Below are 19,133 nucleotides of genomic sequence, written 5' to 3'. Positions count from 1 at the left end.
CTACTGGGCGAACTGGGTTTCATATAGTTGGGTGTAGCGTCCGCCGAGGTCAAGCAGTTCGGTGTGCGTTCCACGTTCAATGATTCGGCCGGCCTCCACCACGAGGATCTGATCAGCCGAACGGATGGTGGAGAGCCGGTGGGCAATGATCAGTGCGGTGCGGTTTTCCAGAGCCTCAGCCAAGGCGGCCTGCACAGCAGCTTCGTTGGCTGAATCCAAGGCAGCGGTTGCCTCATCGAGAATGACCACCTGGGGAGCAGCCAGCAGCAAGCGAGCGATGGTCATGCGCTGTCGCTCGCCGCCGGAGAGCCGATAGCCGCGCTCGCCCACCACGGTTTCCAGGCCATCAGGCAGTGCTTGAATGACCGGCTTAAGCCGGGCGCGTTCTAACGCTTCCCAGATTTGTTCGTCCGTCGCCTCGGGCCGCGCCAAAGTCAGGTTGGAACGGATGGTTTCATGGAAGAGGTGGCCGTCCTGGGTCACCATCGAAACTGAGGTGCGCAGTGAATCCAGCTTGAGCTGGCGGATATCCTCGCCCGCCAGCTGAACGCTTCCCGAGTCCACGTCATAAAGCCGGGCCAGCAGCGAAGCCACGGTGGACTTGCCCGCACCGGATGAGCCAACCAGCGCGAAGGTCTGGCCTGCCGGGATTTCGAAGTTGATATCATGCAGGACTTCTTCACCACCACGAGTATCCAGAACGGCAACTTCCTCCAGCGAGGCCAGCGAAACCTTCTCCGCGCTCGGGTAGGAGAAATTCACGTGATCAAATTTCACCGGAATGGGTGCTCCGGCCTCCAGACGACGCGCGTCGGGAGCATCGGTAATGAGCGGTTCCAAGTCCAGAACCTCGAAGACTCGGTCGAAGCTGACCAGGGCGCTGGTGATTTCCACTCGGGCGTTAGCCAGCGCAGTCAGCGGAGTGTAGAGCCTGGTCAGCAGCATGCCGAGGGTGACCACGTCACCGGCAGCCAGTTCGCCGCGAACCGCATACATTCCGCCCAAGCCGTAGACCAGAGCGAGGGCCAGAGCGGCAACCAAGGTCAGTGCGGTGACGAAGTAGAACTGGCGCATGGTCATCTTCACGCCAATATCCCGGACCCTGCCAGCATGCATGGCGAATTGCCTTGACTCATCCTTGGGGCTGCCAAAGAGCTTGATCAGCGTAGCGCCGGGTGCCGAAAAGCGTTCTGTCATCTGATTGCCCATGCTTGCGTTCAATTCCGCGGACTCACGGCGCATCAATGCTACAGACTTGCCGAAGTGACGGGCAGGCAGAAGAAAAATAGGCAAAAGCACTAGCGCAATGAGGGTCACCTGCCACGAGGTGGTGAACATGACGGCCGCGGTGAGGATCAAGGCCACCGTGTTGGAGACCAATCCAGAAAGCGTACCCGCGAAAGCCGATTGGGCGCCGATGACATCGTTGTTCAGTCGGCTGACCAGAGCACCGGTTCTGGTACGCGCAAAGAAGGCGACAGGCATTTTCTGGACATGGTCGAAGACCGCGGTGCGCAAGTCGTAGATGATCCCTTCGCCAAGCCGAGAGGAGAACCAGCGAACAATCACGGAGGTAATGGCATCCAACACCGCAATCACTGCCATGATGATGGCAAGATTGGTAATGGCGCGCACTCCGGACTGCGCCACGATCTCGTCAACCACCCGCCCAGCGAGCACCGGAGTCACGACAGCAAGCACGGCGGCGACCACCGAGAAGAGCACGAAGATCAAGAGCCGGGTTTTATATTCCGCCGCAAATTTCAGGACCCGCTTGGGCGTAGTTGCGGCGTAGGCCTTCCCCTTGTCGCCAGATAGTTTCCATAGCGAATGCCAAGCGGCACTTTCCATGCTCATGAATTTTTGCTCGCAATCCTGCTCGGGGATTCGGTGGGTTCCACCTTGCCCAGTTTCCAGCAACTCTTCTGCAACTTCTAGGTAGGGTCAACTTATTTTTACAAGGCAGGCCGAGAGGGGCCCTGTCAGCGCCTCACTCTGGCTCGTTCGATGCAGGTCTGGCCTCATTCCACCTCCTTCACTTCCACGATCCAGAAGCTATTCATTCCGAATTATGGAATTTCAATTTTTCATTGCGGAATTTTGTGATCTGACTTACAGTTGACAGCATCCACCACTCAGGCACATACCTCGGAGTGAGACTTCCCTCAGGAGCAGCCATGAAAATGAAATCGCCCGACGACTTGAACTTCCAAGAACCGTCAGCCAAAAAACCCTTCTACACGTCGTTGTTTTTCCAACTCGGCATTGCTATTGCAGCTGGCGTATTGATTGGGCATTTCCTTCCAAAAGTAGGATCAGAACTTCGCCCATTGGGTGATGGGTTCATCATGTTGATCAAGATGATCATCGCCCCGCTGATCTTCCTCGTGATCGTAACCGGCATCGCGGCCGTAGGCGATGTGAAAGCGGTTGGCCGAGTCGGGGTCAAAGCCCTGCTGTACTTCACCTGCGCCACCGTCTTCGCATTGATCTTTGGACTGATCATTGCCAACCTCACCCAGCCCGGGGCTGGACTTAACATCGACCCTTCCACTTTGGATACGACTGCCCTAGAAGAAAAATCCGGGGAACCCAAGGGCGCAGCGGACTTCATTTTGGGGATCATTCCGGTGAGCGTCATAGGCGCCTTCGCCGAGAACAACCTGCTGCAGGTCCTGTTCTTCTCGGTCTTCTTCGGTGCAGCCATTGTCGTGGTCGGCCAAGAACGCTGTGCGCCATTGCTGGCAGTATTCGAAAACGTCCTGGAACTGATCTTCAAGGTGATGAGCTGGGTTATGCGCGTCGCTCCCTTGGGCGCGTTCGGCGCCATGGGTTTCATTATTGGCCAGTACGGCATCGAAACCCTGGGCACCTACGCAAAGCTGATCCTTGCCTGCTACACCGCAGCACTCTTGTTCATCGGCATCTTGTTCCTGGTGGCATGGATTTTCGCCCGAGTCCCGTTGTGGCAATTCATCAAATACACCCGCGAAGAATTCCTTCTCGCGCTGGGCACCGCGTCAACTGAATCCGTGATGCCCCGCATCATGACCAAGCTGACCAATGCAGGTTGCTCGCGCGCCACAACCGGGCTGGTTGTACCTACCGGATATTCCTTCAACCTTGATGGCGCAGCAATCTACCTGTCGATTTCCCTGCTCTTCTTGGCCCAGGCTTTTGGACATGACCTGAGCTTCGGCCAGCAGCTGGCAGCACTCGGTGTCCTCCTGCTGACTTCCAAGGGCATGGCAGGCGTTCCCGGCTCGTCCTTCCTGGCGCTGTCGGCCACCGCAGCCGCCCTGGGCATCTTCCCGGTCGCAGGCGTGGCATTGCTGCTGGGCGCAGACCGCATCATGGATTCCATGCGCGTCGCTGTAAACCTGCTCGGCAACTGCGTGGCAACGTTCGTAGTTGCCAAGTGGGAAGGGCAGTTCGACCGCGAGACGATGAAGCGTGCCTTCGCAGGTGAAATCACCAACGAAGACACCGCCCGAATGCTGGGACGCGATGAGGAATGGGAGGCGATGGAAGCCGAACGCCTGGCTAGCGGCAACGCTCCATCGCCGAAGTTCGGCGGAGGGCCGGCTCCGGAGGCCTTGCCGCGAATCGACATGCAACCGGCAACCGAAGCGGACTCGGCAATTGCGAACGAAGATTCATCACAGGTCGCAACCCAGTCGAAGACATGATCCTCAACCGGTTGTGACAAGGCTTCATAAATGAAGAGTGGCTGGTCGGCCAGCGGTGAAAGGTTATCCCTTTCCCCTGGCCGGCCAGCCTTTTAACGCAATCTCGATCTGGCTGTTTTCAGTGGCCGCACCTGCCGCGAGTGCGCCTAGATTGCACTCCACCCGCCATCGGAAGCCACCACCACGCCATTGATGTTGGTGCTGTCCTCGCTGAGCAGGAAGGTTATGGACGCGGCCAGCTGGCTAGCGGTAGCCAGCCCCGGAATGATGCTCATGAGCGGGCCAATGGCTTCTTGGGCGAATACCGAATCCATCGGCGCCTCGATATTCGTCTGCACGGCTCCCGGGGCAACAGCGTTGAACCGTATCCCCTTCTTGGCATACATGACTGCCGAGTTCTTCGTCATTCCGATCACCGCGTGCTTGGACGCCGTGTAGGCGACTCCCGCAGCCGAGCCGCGCAGTCCAGCCTCGGAGGCAACGTTGACTACAGCTCCATGGCCCGCGTCTAGCATCAGCGGCAGGACACTGCGAGTTAGCTTCAAGATGGAATTGACGTTCACGTTGAAGACCCGCTCCCAGGTCGCATCCTCAACTTCATGGATGGGCTCGAACTTGTCCATGATGCCCGCGACGTTTGCCAAGCCGTCGATTCTTCCTTCGCCGGCGGCAAAAACGCGGTCAGCGACTTCTTGCTCGGTGATATCGCCGGCCACAACAACCATGTCCAACCCGGGATTCTCAGCCATCAGGTCTTCAAGCCTGCCAGCGCTGATGTCACCTGCGATAACCTTGCCGCCTTCCTTGGCCACGCGCAGTGCCGTGGCCTTGCCAATTCCAGATCCAGCTCCGGTCACGACGATCGTTTTGCCGGTGAACCGGCCTGCTGCGATGCGTTCCTGCCAAGTGTTTTCCGTGCTCATTGCACTCCCCCATCTGATAAACCAGCTGTCCCGAACAGCTTATGACTCACAGTGTCATAATTCAATGGCCCATACTTGAGATATGCCGGACAGCAACACTTCCACTTCCCCGCGCCTCTCCGGGCGGCCGCAATCCATCGACCCGGATGGCGTGGCCAGGATTGCCTTGGAGTTATTTGACCAACATGGCTATGCCCAGGTTTCAATGGCCCAAATCGCGGAAGCCTCTGGAATTGGGCGCAAGAGCCTATACCGGTACTTCTCATCCAAAGCTGATCTCGTGTGGGGTGGGGCGCTTGAGGCAATTTCGGTTTCCGAAGCCGCTCTGAATACAGGGCGGCAAACCGGGCTGGGCCTGATCGAGTCCCTGCACAAGGCCATACTGGGCGCCTTGCGGTCCTTGCCTGATTTGGAAGTTGCGCGTGGACGGCTGCGCTTGATCGCGGAGCAGCCTGAATTGCTCTCGCAGGCGTCACTGCGCATGTCTGAGGACCGGGAACGAACCACGCGGTTCTTCATGGAACATGGAGTGAACGAAGAGCAAGCCGAATACCTGGCCATAGCTTTCGGCGCAGTTCTTTTCACTGCGTGCGTCCGCTGGGCGCAGTCCACCCAGCCGGATCCAGCTCCTTTTCTGGCCAACGCCGTACAGGTTCTCCAGATGCCACGAGGGCTCAACTAGGAAGTGCCGGCGGTCCAGCGATCATCAATCATGGCCGCAAAGTCGAAAACCTCATCGAGGATTTCGCGCAGGGTCTCATCCTGCGATTCGATCCATCTGACCAGGGCGTGGTCATAGAGGGTCAGCGCCAGCAACGCGGAGGTGTCGGCCAATCGGGGGTTGGCGCAAAAGGGGTGCAACGCGTGCGCCAGCGCAGCCTGTTGCTCCCTGCGCGAATCCTGCCAGCTGGCCCGCAGCGCAGGGGTGCTCCATACCAATTGAACTCGCGAGCGCATAGTGCCAGGGTCCTGGTCCGCGGCCACAACGGTTGGCTCGAAACTTCGGCGCAAAAGCTCGAGCAAGCTCTCGCTGGGATTCGATGCCATGGATTCGAGCATCTGGGAGAAATGCATATTCATGGACCGCAATGCGGTCACCACGGCGTCTTCTTTTGAAGAGAAATACCTGAAGAATGTCGCACGGGAAATGCCAACAGCCTGGGCCGCCTGCTGGGCCGTGACGTTCTCCAACCCGCGCTCGGCAAAAACAGCATACACCTGCTGCGCCAGCTCGGTTTTCATCTTCTCGCGCACCCGATCGCGCACTACGCTGCCCATGGCAAGAATTTTACTCTGAGATCACCATCCATTAATGAGACTACGTCTCTTTGGCCTGATCAACCGATGAAACGGGCAGGCGTGTCGCATCGTTGCCGATTCACGATACTCAATAATTGCCCGTTATTGATGCCCACCTCCCACCACTTCGGTAGGCTCAAGAGCGGGCAGCAAATCCGATACGAAGGACGGGCATGGGACAGCAAGGAAGCGTAAACAGCATCGAACTTGGCCAGGGGTTAAAGGTCACCGAACAGGGGTTTGGATGCATGTCCTTGAGCAGCGCCTATGGAGCTGCTGATGATGCAGAATCCCTGCGCACCGTGAACCATGCGATCGATTCCGGCGTCACCTTCTTGGATACCGCGAACATCTACGGCGCCGGGCACAACGAAAGCCTGCTCGCCGAGGTGCTCAAGACCCGCCGCAACGAAGTCACCCTGGCAACCAAAGCCGGGATTGTCCGCCCCAAGAATCCGGGTGACCCGCGCGCCAATGGCTCCCCCGCTTTCATCAAGGAATGCCTCGACGAAAGCCTGAAGCGCCTGGGCGTGGAACATATCGACCTGTACTACTACCACCGAGTCGATAGCAGGGTGCCAATTGAAGATACCGTCGGCGCCTACAAGGAACTGGTCGACGCCGGCAAAGTACGCCATATCGGATTGTCCGAAGTGACCGCCGATGAATTGCGCCGCGCGCACAAGGTGCACCCTATCACCGCCGTTCAAATGGAGTACTCCATTTTCAGCCGCGACATCGAACGCTGGTTGCTACCGGCCGCCAGCGAGCTCGGCGTGGGCCTGGTCAGCTATGCATCCCTGGGCCGCGGTTACTTCACCGGCGAGGTTGATTCACTGGATCAGCTGGATGCGACCGACGTCCGCCGGAACTTCCCGCGTTTCGAAGACGCCCGAATGCAGAATAATCGTCCGCTGCGCGCAATCATCGAGGAAACTGCGCGGCGTGAAGGTATTACCACCGCCCAGCTCTCGCTGGCTTGGGTTTATGAGCAGGCCCGAATCCAGAGCGTCGAGGTCTCGCCGATCCCGGGAACCCGCTTCCGCGCCCACTTCGATGACAATCTGCGGTCCTTGGATGTCCGGCTTTCGGCGGACTCAATGGCCACGCTGAACGCGTTGGCTGATCGAGTCGACGGCGAGCGCCAGGCTGACATCATGTCGGTATCCAAGGGACGCGAAGAAGAACAGATGGCCGAAGGAGGCATCGCCTCATGAAAATTGCTCTCGCCCAGGTACTGAGCACCTCGGATCCGCAACGTAACTTGGTGATGGTGCGGGATTACGCGAAGCAGGCCAAGGAGGCCGGCGCTTCCCTGGTCGTCTTCCCGGAAGCGATGCAAATTGCGTTTGGCAATGATCTGGCCAGGAACGCCCAGGCACTGGATGGGCCATGGGCGACTCTGATCCGCCAGCAGGCACGGGAAATCGGGATCACCATCATCGCCGGAATGTTTACCCCCGGAGAAGCCGGACGGGTCCGCAATACCCTATTGATTACCGGCGCCGAGGCAGATACCCACTACGACAAGATCCACCTGTACGACGCTTTCGGCTATGCCGAATCCGACTCGGTGACCCCGGGAGATGTTCCGGTACAGTTTTCGCATCAGGGACAGACTCTAGGCGTGGCCACCTGCTACGACCTCCGTTTTCCACAGCTCTTTATCCGCCACGCTATTTCGGGTGCAATTGTGAACATTGTCTGCGCATCATGGGGTGCGGGCGACGGCAAAGTTGAGCAGTGGACCACCCTGGCCAAAGCTCGCGCCTTGGATTCGACTACCTTTGTGGTGGCAGTGGGGCAGGCTGATCCGGAAAGCCTGGGACAGCAAGTGCCAAGCTCCGTCCCACTAGGTGTAGGACATTCTGTCGCAGTGGATCCACTAGGCCGAATCATTGCCCAGGCCGGCGCTGAACCCGAATTGCTCGTGGTGGACTTGGATGTTGCCTTGGTTGAAAAAGCACGACGGCAATTGCCGGTGGTCGCTAATACCGTGGACCTTTAACGGGTCAGCCAATTCAGAATGTCGTTCCACACCGGTTCGCCAACACCTCGTCGCAACAAGCCATGGTGGCCAATGCTAGTGGCTCCGATCTCTTGAGGCGAGTAGGTGCGGCGTTCCACCGGTGCCCCGGTAACATGTTCGGCCAACAAGTCCATCTGCTTCTCGGATGCCCACAGGTCGTCGCTGGCGCCAATCGCAAGCATGGGCACTCGCAGCTCTTCGGCCTTTCGCTTGGCTTGCATGCTGGGGTCATCGAAAAAGTAATTCTTTCGTAGTGTCCAGCTGCTCCAATCCAGCATCGCAGCGCGCGGAATGTCCTCACCAAGCCCCAACTTCTGTCCAGGCATATAACCGCAAAGGCGGCTAAGAATTGGGCCCAGAATGTTCAGGACAGCGATCACTCGCAGACGCTCGGTCCATGGGGAGATACTGCGTAATGCTGCGACATGGCTGGCCGCGATGGCAAGAGCTTTGAGGTTGGCCGTCCCGTAGTTGAGCACCAGCCCGTGCCCACCAACGCTGTGCCCAATGGCGTAGTGCGGCAGATCTGGATAGCGTTCAGCCGCCCATTGGGCCACCGCGGGAATGTCGCGCTGAATCCAGTCGCGCATCTTGATCTCATGCTGAGATCGTGGCGAACCCGAGAGCCCTGTTCCCCGGTAGTCGTAGGTGATAGCCAGTAGTCCCCTACCGGCGGCATACTGAGCAAAGGCACGATAGAAACCTTGCGGTGTTGCCGTTGCCGAATGAACCACCAGGACGCCAGTAATGTCGCCGCCAGGCTTGAACACTGTAGCTTGCACGCTATCTCGTGCGGTCACAAGGACACTGACAACTTCAGTGGTAATGTTCTGGGTCAACATACGGCCATCCTATGCGTATGTTACTGATCAGTAAATAGTTCTCGGGTGCGTCTGTCCAGTTATTCAGCGAGGTCGAGCATTGGCGCGCTTCGCCTGAAGCCACCGGTGACATATGCGAGATATGCCAGACCAATAACAATCCAAATAATTCCTATGACAAGCGACAGCGCGCTCAAGCTCGTCCACAGCCAGATGGTCAGAACCAGGCCGATCAAAGGTAGAACCAAGTAATTGAATGCTGCCGCTGCTCCACGTTGGCGGTGAGCAAGGAAGAAGTACTTGATCACCGCAAGATTGACCGCCGAGAAAGCGACAAGCGCGCCGAAGCTGATCATAGCGGAAACCATTTCAAGGCTGGCAAATAGAGATGTCAGGGAAATGATGGAGACGATGATAATCGCGTAGGTCGGCGTCTTGAACCGAGGATGCAAATAGCCGAAGACCCTCTTCGGCAGCACGCCGTCACGGCCCATGCTAAAGAGGATTCTGGAAACCGAGGCCTGCGATACCAGTGCTGAGCCCATGGCCCCGCAGATGAAGCCCGCAGTGAAGAAGATCGATAGGAACTGCCCGCCAGCAGTAAATACCACTTGAATAGATGCAGAATCGGCATTTTCAAATTGGTGCGATGGGTAGACCAAGTGCGAGACATAGGCCAGGGCGATGAACAAGAGTCCGCATATCAGCGTTGTCAGAAGAATGGCACGCGGCAGATCCCTCTTGGGGTTGCGTGCTTCTTCAGCGAATGTGGTGATCGAATCGAAGCCCAGGAATGAAAGACAGAGAATTGCTGCCCCCGCGGCAAGCGGTGCGAACCCCGACAACTCGCCAGTGCCGCGCAACGGGGCCATCAGATCAACATTGCCTTGTCCCCGCAAGTACGCAATCGAAAATCCGATGAACAGGATGATGAATAGGAACTGGAAGCCAATGATCACGATGTTTGTTCGCGCCACTGAGACAATGCCTATTACATTCAGGATCGTAACCAGCAGCATCCCTGCAAGCATGAACGCCCATGGTGGAACCGCAGGGAAGAATTCGTTGAGATAGATCCCCAAAAGCAAGTAGTTGATCATTGGCAGGAAAAGATAGTCCAGCAGCAAGGCCCATCCTGCCATGAAGCCTACATTCGCACCGAACGACCTCTGGGTATAGACATACGCGGAACCACCGACGGGAAACGCCTTGGACATCAAGCCATAGGACCGCGCGGTGAAAAGCATCGCCAACAACGTAATCGCGTAGGCCACCGGCAGGCGTCCACCGGTGATTTCTGTAACGATCCCGTAGGTGCTGAAGATCGTCAGTGGAACCATGTACACCATGCCAAAGAGCACAAGATTCGGCAGCCCTAGTACTCGGTGCATTTGCGTAGAACCCTCAGGACCAGCCTCAGGCGTCTGTTGTAATTGATTCATGGCAACCTCCCTGCCAGCGCGCAGCCACGGACAATCGAGCCAGACGCATTGCCAAGTCGAAGTAGGGCTACTAAATAATGAAGACCGTTCACTTAATGTAGTGATCACGCTCACCGATAACAAGGGGCAGGGCGCGCTGGTCAGCAGTATTTCGAGCGCATGAACGGGTTTGAGCAAGGCGTGGAAAGCCTGTTATTCCGCTTATTGAACAAGATTGACTAGGATATTCATCGTACACACGCACCATGAATGCCGTGGCAGTCGGGTGCCATTCCCGGGTGAATAAATTTATAAGATTAATTTGAAGGAAACATTAAGCGAGAGATGTTTCGCTGGCCTAGGACTGCGCCACTTCACGCTCAACGGCCGAAATAATCGCTCGCAACCCAAATTCAAACGACTGATCGCTAACTGTAGTTCTCGCTTGCCGGGCGTATTTTTCGCCCAGATCCATGACTTCGCCATGGCTACTCTGCACGGCGGCTTCGCCATTCGCTGGCACTGTAGTCACATGTGCACCTGGCGCGACAATGTCGAGCACGGCACCAACAACCAACGACTCGATAGCAACCATCATCATGAGAATGCGCGGAATGGCCACGCCTGCACGTCGCAAGATCCGGCCCATCTCGTCATAAATGACGCCCGACTCCGATTCCTCGGAAATCGGAGTAGCTACGATAAGCTCCGCCGCTGCAGGCACTTTCAGGAGCGCTTCCCTGAAGAGAACCGAGAAGTGGAATAGCGCCTCTGTCCACGGCAGATCCGCCAGCATGCTTCGATCAATGGACCGCACGATGTCGCGCCTCATGAGATTAACCAAGTGTTGCCGATTATCAACGTGGTTGTAGAGCGCTGGCGTGCGCACGCCTAACGAGCGCGCCAATCGGCCCATGGAAAACTCTTCTGACCCAACCTCATCGAGCAAGGCAAAAGCCGCCGCGACAATTACCTGCTGGGTAAGTATCGGCGTTACGGGACGTCCTGCGACTCTTTGCGACATGCGATTCTTCCTGCTTCGTTGGGTCCAATCAACCTCCATCAAACCATGGACAGAAAATTGAACCGCCGTTAGTCTCAATAATAATTAACATTATTAATATTTTTTAGTAAGCCGATACATGCCCCTCACATCGCGCCCTGCGCACGAACGATACACGCGCTCGGCTCAGCGAAAGACGTATTAGCCAAGACCTTTGTTCCCTTGAAGCGCTTGGCACATACGTGGACGGCAAATTCGTCGACCTTGCGCCAAACCGGCCGAGGCCAACGTTATTTGAGCTCGGCATCCCCCAAAGCGCGGCGGCAGATGTCCTGCCGGTTGTTTATTGACCGGCGTCTTCCAGCGCGTCTGTTGGCGTCACCGTCTTGCCTCGGCATCGCGGCCGCAGCTCGCTGGCTAGCGATCCGGCCACGATGAGCAGCGCGCCGGCGATGGCCACCGGTGGCAGCCGGTCCCCGGCGATTCGCCCGATGATCGCTGCCCATACAGGTTCTCCGGCATAGATAATTGTGGCCCTCGTCGGCGAGACCGACTTCTGCGCCCAGTTCATCGCGAGCTGGATCATGCAGCTAGCCACGCCGAGGGCAACAGAAGCAATGACCCACACCCACGAGAACTCGGGGACCTGCTCGCCGACGACAGGAACCGCCAGAAACCCGAGTGCCCCAGCCACCAATAACTGGACTACGGTGACGCGCCCAAGATGCACCTTGCCGGCGAACCAGCCAATAAGAATGATCTCCAGGGCTATTGGCAATGTGCTGATAATCGTGACGAGCTCGCCCGTGCCGAAGGTGAGACCGACACTGCCGGGGTCGGCCAGGAGAACAAGCCCAATGAAAGCCAGTGACACGCCAATCCAGGTGAGCAGCCCTGGCCTCTTGTGGAAGACAACCCATTGCAGCAACGGCACCAGAGGAACATAAAGCGCAGAGATGAAGGCCGAGGTGCTGCTGTTGAGCGTCTGCAAGCCGGCGGTTTGCAGGCCGTAGCCGAAGAAGATCATGACTCCGATGGCCGAGCCGGCGCCTATTTCCCTCAGAGTCAGGCCCTTGAGTACTCGCGCGAATAGCAGGGCGCTGATAAGGCCGGCAGTAATAAACCGCATTCCGACGAAGAACCATAGGCCGCTGTGCTGCACAGCAATGTGGATGATCAAAAAGGTTGCGCCCCAGATGACTGTGGCAAGGACCAGGACCGCTTCTTGACGGGAGAACGCACGCCACCGGGATTCATTGTGCAACATAATGCACAATCTTATGGTGAATAATAGTGCACATGCAAATGAGCGACAGCACAGATGTCCTGACTCACGTCAGTCGAAACGTTCGTCGGCTACGACAAGCCACAGGCCTGAGCCAGGCAACGCTTGCGGACCAGTCGGGAGTAAGCCGACGCACAGTCATCAAGCTTGAAGCTGGCGAAGCTAACATCAGTCTCACCGGGCTCGATCGGCTTGCTGAATCCCTAGGCGTGACATTTGTCGATTTGGTTGCAGAGCCCACGGCTCCACGCTCCTCGATCAACGAGGTCGTATGGAGGGGACAGCATCCCCGAAGCGTCGCGACGCTGATGGCTTCCGTCCCAGCCAATAAAGAAGCGCAGCTTCTGAGCTGGTCACTGGAACCAACAGAACGCTACGTCGGTGAGCCGGATCCCGCAGGCTGGTCCGAAATGATTCTGGTTTTTGAAGGCAAGCTCTGCATCGAAACCACAGAAGAGAAGGTTTTACGGGCGGCCGGTGAGCATTACGCATTCGCCACGTCCCAGGACTTTTCCTACATCAACGAGAGCCAGCAATTGACGCGCTTCGCCCGAATTGTTGTGAGCTGATTTATCCAAAAAACCATCAGCGCGGCTCCGCTCTTCCGCAAAATGATTCCGGCCACTAGGGTAATTACCAGTCACCCGAACGCTTCTCGATGGAGTCCCTGTGCCCTTAGCCTTGCCCAAACCGGCTCTGCCGCAACCAATAACGGCGCCAGCGTTGAATTGGGGAATCCTGGGCCCGGGTTGGATTGCCGAACAATTCGCTACCTCGCTAAACACCTTGACCCGGAGCCGCATTGCCGCAGTTGGTTCGCGCAGCCAGGAGCGCTCGGCACAGTTTGCCCAAAGGCATGGTGACAGCAAGACGCGGGCCTACGATTCCTATGACCAGGTGCTCAACGACCCATCGGTAGATGTTGTCTACATTGCGGTCCCCCATAGCGGCCACGCTGAACTAGCCATCAGGGCCATCAACGCCGGGAAACATGTCCTGGTGGAAAAGCCGATGACCCTGGACGCCGGGCAAACCCAACAGGTGATCACCGCGGCCAGGGCTGCCGGCGTTTTTGCCATGGAAGCCATGTGGTCGCGTCTTTTGCCCGTGGGCAACGTGATCGCCCAGGTAATCGAGTCTGGGCTGCTCGGGCGGGTCATCTCCATTAACGCCGACTTCGGAGCGAAATTTGCAGTTGATCCCGCTTCGCGGATCTACGATCCTGCCCTGGGTGGCGGCGCCTTGCTTGATGTTGGCATTTACCCGATCGCATTCAGTGCCATGGTCTCCCCGGTTCGGCAGCTGCTTCACGCTTCGGGGCGAATGACCGAGACGGGTGTCGACGCATCGTTCACGGCAGTGCTTGCCAACCAGGACGGATCCACGACCAGCGTGTTCAGCAGCATTGAAACTGATTCACCGCAGAGCGCCTGGATTGCCGGCACCGACGCGACCCTCGAAGTGCAGCGCCCCATATTTGCCGGTTCACGACTCGTGCTGCGCAACTGTGATGGCAGCATCGCCGACAGCCAGGAATTCAGCGAGCACTCTGCTGCCACTGGCCTTGGTTGGGAAGCTGCCCATGCTGCCCGGTGCATCGGCGAAGGACTGCTCGAATCCCCTGTCATTCCGCTGGACGAATCGCTGGCCATCGCGCAGACCATGGACCGCATCGCGGCCGAGCTTCGCAGCGGCTAGTGGATCGGCTCCGCGGGATGCGGGGCACCATGCTTGGCCACATCACCCATCAAGATCTGCGGCCATGCATTCACTTCGCCGCGCGTGCTCGCAACTTGCAGCCTCGCCTGGGGCAACGCATACAACAGGGCTTGTGCGGTAGTCACCGGATGGGAGGGGTCCTCGGTCCACGCAAGAATATGCGTGGGAACGGTGACGCGTGCCAGATCCGCAAGCTGGGGCAAATCGCTGGCGGCAGCACCTCGGAAAATGGCGGGCAGGAGCTCCGGAGGATTATCCGGCACAGTCACGGGATTCCCGATGGCGGCTGGAGGGACCGGCTGATTGATATCTGCCTGGATGAAGGCATCCCAGCCCTCGGTTTCCAGCATCCGGGCGTGATTCGCATAGGCTTGGGACTTCGCCTTGCGAGACTCCCACGCCGTGGGCGGATGCAGAAGCGTCAACCCGCAAAAGCGCTCGGGTTCCTTGATCGCTGCGTACAGCAGGGTGGCGCAACCCATCGACGGGCCTACCCCGTAGACTTTTTCGCCAGGGAAGTACTCGTGCAGCAGATCCAGCAGATCATCGGCGAGGTGCTTCCACTCGTAGTCTTCAGCCACTGCACGCCCAGTTGATTCGCCGTGCCCGCGCGCATCATAGCGAAGCAGCCGAGTGCCGCTGAGCCCTCGACCTAAATCCAAATTCAACAAGCGGTCGCGTGCCCGGCTTGAGGTCAAGCCATGTAGCTGGACTACCGGATGCCCGCCTTCATCACTGAGTTCTACTGCAAGATCAGCGCCTTGAACACTAAATTTCGCCATAATCCAAGTTCGCTTCCGTCATAGTCAATCTTGGGTAATAGGATAACGCCATGAGACTGACGAACGTCGCACAGTTACGGTTGCCCTTTGGAAAGTTGCACGGATACGACGCCGCTGTCCAGCGCACCGGAATTGAGCTGCCGATTTCCTTTGACCAGCGACGTCATGTCTCGCTTGGCCAGCGCCCGGGATCATGGATGGCCATAAGCTTCCGCTTGCCCGCCAAGGTGGCGCTGGATGAGCTAGCCGCCGCGTGGCTGGAAGTCGTCAACCGACATGGAACCCTGTGCTCTGCCTTCAGCCACAATGAGCAGGGCGAACTGCGTCTTGAAGAGATCAACGTGTCACCCGGGGCTTGGACACAGCACCCGGTAGCCAGCGGGCAGTCGATGAACGATGCGCTTCGGGACGTTTTTGACCAGGCTTGCTCGCCGCTTAATGCTCCGTCCCATCGGTTGTGCCTGCTGGAGACCGCGTTGGAATCGACGGTCGTCATCGCTTCCGACCATTCGCATGTGGACATGTGGTCGATGCTGGTCATCGTGCGTGACCTGCTGCGGGCCCTGGGGCTCTCCGATGATGATGTGGTGCCGCAGCCACTGGCCGCGGCAAGCTTCACCGAGCACACCCGGGCCCTGGCCGAACACGAACGCGCCCCGCGCGAGGTCCACCAGCGGTGGGCAGAGGTGCTGGATGCCAGTGGTTCGGTCATGCCCCGCTTCCCGCTGCCGCTAGGCGAACCAGTGCCCCACGCAGAACGGGTAGAGGTCCGCGATGTTTTGGACGTGGATGACAGCGCCGCCTTTGCGGCCCAGGCCAAAGAGGATTCTGTCTCCACGCTGACCGCTGTCATCTCTGCGATGACCTCGGTGACCTTGGATCTCGCCCAGGCCCCGCTGCGCGCAGTCTTCCCCGTGCACAGCCGCTACGATCACCAGTGGGATGACTCCGTGGGCTGGTTCATCACCAACTCGGTCATCGAATCTGGAGATCCATCCCCACTCGCCTGCGCGGCCGCAGTCAAGGAAGCGGTGCGGCTTGGCTCATGGCCATTGGAGGAGATACTCGAACCGTGGGGCGGGATGCCCGAAGCACCGGGCATGTTCGCCATTTCCTGGCTGGACTTGCGCAGGCTTCCGGTTCGAGTTGATTCCATCGGCCTTGAGGCCCAGTATATTGGTGCCAGCATCCGCACCGACGGGGTCATGCTGTGGTTCATCCTCGATGACGCCGGGCTGCACCTGCGGTGCCGCTACCCGGATACTCCCGAAGGCCGTGAGCATGTGGGCGGATGGCTGGATGCGCTGATCCTCAAGCTTCGTTCCCAGGCCCAGGCATCGGTGGGCGGATTGCTTCGCCTCGGCGAGCGCAGATACCGTGTGCAGCGTGCCGAGCGCTCCGATGTACCAGCCATTGTCGCATTGCTTTCCGATGATGAATTGGGAGCTGCCCGCGAAAGCGGGGAGCTGGTGGCCTACGAACGGGCCTTCGACAAGATCAGCCGCGACTGGTCAAACTATCTTGCGGTGGTGCGCGATGAAAAAGACACCGTCGTCGGAACGATGCAACTATCGATCATCCCTGGGCTGTCCCGCAAGGGCACCACGCGCTTGCAGATCGAAGGCGTGCGCGTAGCTGCCAGCGAAAGGTCCCAGGGCGTCGGCCGGGCGATGCTCGAATGGGCTCATGCGCATGGCCGGGCTCGCGGAGCGCGGCTTGCACAGCTGACTACCGATTCGTCGAGGCTCAAGGCCCATGCGTTTTATGCACGCCTGGGCTACGAGCAGAGCCATGTAGGGCTCAAGCTGCAGCTCTGAGGCGCTGGCCGAGGACGCAGCCGGCCTAAGCTCGGCCTGCGCCCTCGTCGGCAACCACGGTGAAGATATTCGGCTGCACATAACCTGCCTGTTCAAAAGCGGCCAGCACCGCCTGGCTGACCGGTTCCACCTGTTCACGGCGAATCAGGGCAATAGCGCTTCCGCCAAAACCACCGCCGGTCATCCGGGCGCCAATCGCCCCAGCACCCATCGATGCTTCCACCGCGGCATCAAGTTCTTCGCTGGAAATCTCGTAGTCATCACGCATGGAAACGTGGGACTGGTACAGGAGCTCGCCGACCGCTTCAAGGTCTCCCTCGCCCAGGACTTTCACGGTCTGAAGAACGCGTTGGTTCTCGGTGACAATGTGCTTTGCGCGGCGCTTGATCACCGGATCTTCGATGGCTTCAAGCCCTTCAACGCTGTCCACATCCCGAAGCGCTTCCACTCCCAAGAATTCACAGGCCTGCTCACAGCTGCGCCGGCGGGCGGCGTACCCGCCATCAACATGCGAATGCTCCACCCGGGTATCAATCACCAAGACAACAGCATCATTCTGCGCCAACGGCAATGGCACGCTCCGTGCTTCCATGGAACGGCAATCCAGGAACAACGCATGCTGCGCATGGGACATCAGAGAAGCGCTCTGATCCATAATCCCGGTCGGAGCACCCACAAACTCATTCTCGGCCCGCTGAGTCAACTGGGCCATTTGCGTGAGCGACAGCCCCAGCTCATAGAGGTCGTTGAGGGCAACAATGGTTCCGACTTCCAGCGCGTGGGAAGAGGACAAGCCCGAACCCACCGGAACATCCGAGTCCACCAACAACTCAAGACCGGCTAGTTCGACACCTTCCAGCTGGTTCAATGCCCACACCACGGCGGCCGGATAAGCAGCCCAGCCAGGCACGGCCTTGGGCACCAGCTCGTCGATGGCAATCGAGGTGACGGGTATGGATTCTCCGCCGCCATAGGTCGATGCGAAGTCCAGCGAGGTGTTTTCCGGCTCCAGCTGGGACTTGCGCCGGATGGCCACCAGGGCATTCTTGTCGATGGCAAAGGGCAGGACGTAGCCCATGTTGTAGTCGGTGTGCTCCCCAATCAGGTTCACACGTCCCGGCGCACGCCAGATGCCTTCCGGGTGATGTCCAAAGGTCTTGGTGAACTTGTCGCGCAGTGCGCTGACGCGCGCTGCGTGGTCTTTGCTGTCGCTAATGCTCACAGGGTCACCTCGCGCAATCGTGCAGCCGTTGCTTCGGCCGGAATGTCATTGATGAAAGCGCCCATGGCTGCCTCGGATCCAGCCAAGAATTTCAACTTGTCTTCGGCTCGCCGCGGACTGGTCAGCTGCAGGTGCAACCGGGATGCAGCGCGTTCCCTGGCGGCCAGTGGCGCCTGGTGCCAGGCTGCGATGTATGGGGTGGGCGTGTCATAGAGTGCATCAAAACGGCGCAGCAGATCCCGATACATGATCGCCAATTCGTCTTTTTCCTCTTCGGTCAAGGCCGCAAAATCAGGCACATGCCGGTGCGGGACGAGGTGGGCTTCCAACGGCCAGCGTGCTGCATAGGGAACAAAAACGGAGAAGTGCTCGCCCTGTACGACCATGCGCGTGCCTTCGGCCTGCTCGAATTCGAGGATGTCGCCCATCAGCGTTCGGCCGGTGGATTCAAGATGCTGGACCGCTTGTTCAGCCATCTTGCGGGCCGTGGGTGTCAGGTACGGATAGGCATAGATCTGCCCGTGGGGGTGATGCAGGGTCACGCCAATATCCTGCCCGCGGTTCTCAAATGGGAAGACCTGGGCGATGCCTTCCATGCCGGAAAGCTCTTCGGTGCGCTGGGCCCATGCTTGCACGACGGTGCGGGCGCGCTCGTCATTCAGCGAGGCAAAGGATCCGGCATGGTCAGGGGTGAACACCACGACTTCGCAGCGGCCATAAGCCGGCAGCGGAGCCTGTTCCTTGGCATGCTCCGGAATCTTCCCCAGTGCCGGGCCGAGGGAAGGAAAGCGGTTCTCGAAAACCACAACTTCAAAATCTTCGGCCGGGATTTCGCTCAGGCGCCCGTCAATGCTCGGGCACAGCGGGCACTGGTCCTTGGGCGGAAGGTAGGTGCGTGACTGGCGGTGTGCCGCCACCGCCACCCAGTCGCCGGTCAATCTGTCGTAGCGCAGTTCCCCGGTTTCACCGCGCGGGTCCAAGGCCCGGGTGTCATGCACCGCCTCAGGCACGGCGCCCGATGCATCCGCGAAGAAGATGGCCTGGCGGCCATCGGCGAGGTGGTGAACCCGGTGGGTTGCTTCATGTGCTGCGTTGCCCTGCGGCATGGCAATGTCTCCAGATG

Annotated in this window: 17 protein-coding genes and 1 pseudogene; 7 read left to right on the top strand and 11 right to left on the bottom strand. The window is 58.7% G+C overall.

The window, feature by feature from the left end; all coding sequences use genetic code 11:
* Window positions 1–1,857 (bottom strand): ABC transporter ATP-binding protein, encoded by a 1,857-nt coding sequence (locus ACT7DV_RS06415; protein WP_444661403.1) that lies wholly within the window; start codon window positions 1,855–1,857, stop codon window positions 1–3.
* 320 nt (window positions 1,858–2,177) lie between these two features.
* On the opposite strand from ACT7DV_RS06415, the gene ACT7DV_RS06410 reads away from it, so the two are divergent.
* Complete coding sequence (locus ACT7DV_RS06410; RefSeq protein ID WP_444661402.1) at window positions 2,178–3,689, top strand: cation:dicarboxylate symporter family transporter; 1,512 nt, start codon at window positions 2,178–2,180, stop codon at window positions 3,687–3,689.
* Between the two features lie 146 nt (window positions 3,690–3,835).
* On the opposite strand, the gene ACT7DV_RS06405 is transcribed toward ACT7DV_RS06410, so the two are convergent.
* Window positions 3,836–4,612: an SDR family NAD(P)-dependent oxidoreductase gene (locus ACT7DV_RS06405; RefSeq protein WP_444661401.1), complete on the bottom strand. Its 777-nt coding sequence runs from the start codon at window positions 4,610–4,612 to the stop codon at window positions 3,836–3,838.
* A gap of 82 nt (window positions 4,613–4,694) precedes the next feature.
* On the opposite strand from ACT7DV_RS06405, the gene ACT7DV_RS06400 reads away from it, so the two are divergent.
* Window positions 4,695–5,294, top strand: a complete 600-nt coding sequence (locus ACT7DV_RS06400; RefSeq protein ID WP_444661400.1) for a TetR family transcriptional regulator — start codon at window positions 4,695–4,697, stop codon at window positions 5,292–5,294.
* On the opposite strand, the gene ACT7DV_RS06395 is transcribed toward ACT7DV_RS06400, so the two are convergent.
* Window positions 5,291–5,659, bottom strand: coding sequence for an acyl-CoA-like ligand-binding transcription factor (locus ACT7DV_RS06395; protein WP_444664788.1), 369 nt, complete (start codon window positions 5,657–5,659; stop codon window positions 5,291–5,293). The two genes, ACT7DV_RS06400 and ACT7DV_RS06395, sit on opposite strands and share 4 nt — an antisense overlap.
* A 108-nt stretch (window positions 5,660–5,767) precedes the next feature.
* Window positions 5,768–5,854: pseudogene (locus ACT7DV_RS06390) on the bottom strand (hypothetical protein); the annotation flags it as partial.
* Between the two features lie 230 nt (window positions 5,855–6,084).
* Here ACT7DV_RS06390 and ACT7DV_RS06385 point away from each other — a divergent pair.
* Together ACT7DV_RS06385 and ACT7DV_RS06380 are read left to right on the top strand one after the other, a co-directional pair.
* Window positions 6,085–7,128 carry an aldo/keto reductase gene (locus ACT7DV_RS06385; protein WP_444661399.1) on the top strand — a complete coding sequence of 348 codons (1,044 nt, stop codon included), beginning with the start codon at window positions 6,085–6,087 and terminating at the stop codon, window positions 7,126–7,128.
* Window positions 7,125–7,919 carry a carbon-nitrogen hydrolase family protein gene (locus ACT7DV_RS06380; RefSeq protein ID WP_444661398.1) on the top strand — a complete coding sequence of 265 codons (795 nt, stop codon included), beginning with the start codon at window positions 7,125–7,127 and terminating at the stop codon, window positions 7,917–7,919. Before ACT7DV_RS06385 ends, ACT7DV_RS06380 begins: the two co-directional genes overlap by 4 nt.
* Here the strand turns inward: ACT7DV_RS06380 and ACT7DV_RS06375 are convergent.
* The 4 genes from ACT7DV_RS06375 to ACT7DV_RS06360 all read right to left on the bottom strand — a co-directional run bounded on the left by ACT7DV_RS06375 (window position 7,916) and on the right by ACT7DV_RS06360 (window position 12,452).
* Window positions 7,916–8,782, bottom strand: coding sequence for an alpha/beta hydrolase family protein (locus ACT7DV_RS06375; protein WP_444661397.1), 867 nt, complete (start codon window positions 8,780–8,782; stop codon window positions 7,916–7,918). The genes ACT7DV_RS06380 and ACT7DV_RS06375 overlap by 4 nt on opposite strands.
* 59 nt (window positions 8,783–8,841) lie before the next feature.
* The gene (locus tag ACT7DV_RS06370) at window positions 8,842–10,203 is read right to left on the bottom strand and encodes an APC family permease (protein ID WP_444661396.1); all 1,362 of its coding nucleotides are present in this window, start codon (window positions 10,201–10,203) and stop codon (window positions 8,842–8,844) included.
* Between the two features lie 337 nt (window positions 10,204–10,540).
* Entirely contained in the window at window positions 10,541–11,206 is a 666-nt protein-coding gene (locus tag ACT7DV_RS06365; RefSeq protein WP_444661395.1) for a TetR family transcriptional regulator, read from the bottom strand.
* Window positions 11,207–11,528: 322 nt separating this feature from the next.
* Complete coding sequence (locus ACT7DV_RS06360; protein ID WP_444661394.1) at window positions 11,529–12,452, bottom strand: DMT family transporter; 924 nt, start codon at window positions 12,450–12,452, stop codon at window positions 11,529–11,531.
* Window positions 12,453–12,490: 38 nt separating this feature from the next.
* Here ACT7DV_RS06360 and ACT7DV_RS06355 point away from each other — a divergent pair, with 38 nt between their 5' ends.
* Window positions 12,491–13,039 (top strand): helix-turn-helix domain-containing protein, encoded by a 549-nt coding sequence (locus tag ACT7DV_RS06355; protein WP_444661393.1) that lies wholly within the window; start codon window positions 12,491–12,493, stop codon window positions 13,037–13,039.
* 154 nt (window positions 13,040–13,193) lie between these two features.
* Window positions 13,194–14,168, top strand: coding sequence for a Gfo/Idh/MocA family protein (locus ACT7DV_RS06350; protein WP_444661392.1), 975 nt, complete (start codon window positions 13,194–13,196; stop codon window positions 14,166–14,168).
* Here ACT7DV_RS06350 and ACT7DV_RS06345 read toward each other — a convergent pair.
* Window positions 14,165–14,971, bottom strand: a complete 807-nt coding sequence (locus tag ACT7DV_RS06345; RefSeq protein WP_444661391.1) for an alpha/beta fold hydrolase — start codon at window positions 14,969–14,971, stop codon at window positions 14,165–14,167. The genes ACT7DV_RS06350 and ACT7DV_RS06345 overlap by 4 nt on opposite strands.
* Before the next feature lie 50 nt (window positions 14,972–15,021).
* On the opposite strand from ACT7DV_RS06345, the gene ACT7DV_RS06340 reads away from it, so the two are divergent.
* Window positions 15,022–16,788: a GNAT family N-acetyltransferase gene (locus tag ACT7DV_RS06340; protein ID WP_444661390.1), complete on the top strand. Its 1,767-nt coding sequence runs from the start codon at window positions 15,022–15,024 to the stop codon at window positions 16,786–16,788.
* Window positions 16,789–16,813: 25 nt separating this feature from the next.
* Here ACT7DV_RS06340 and galK read toward each other — a convergent pair whose 3' ends face one another.
* Window positions 16,814–18,010 carry a galactokinase gene (galK, locus tag ACT7DV_RS06335; RefSeq protein ID WP_444661389.1) on the bottom strand — a complete coding sequence of 399 codons (1,197 nt, stop codon included), beginning with the start codon at window positions 18,008–18,010 and terminating at the stop codon, window positions 16,814–16,816.
* Window positions 18,007–19,116: a galactose-1-phosphate uridylyltransferase gene (gene galT / locus ACT7DV_RS06330; protein ID WP_444661388.1), complete on the bottom strand. Its 1,110-nt coding sequence runs from the start codon at window positions 19,114–19,116 to the stop codon at window positions 18,007–18,009. The genes galK and galT overlap by 4 nt, the downstream gene beginning before the upstream one ends.
* Between the last annotated feature and the right edge of the window lie 17 nt (window positions 19,117–19,133).

It is taken from the genome of Glutamicibacter sp. TV12E (genome assembly GCF_052441935.1).
Taxonomy (GTDB): Bacteria; Actinomycetota; Actinomycetes; order Actinomycetales; family Micrococcaceae; genus Glutamicibacter.
Note: the sequence above shows the minus strand (reverse complement) of the source record. Positions and strands in the feature narration are given on the sequence as shown.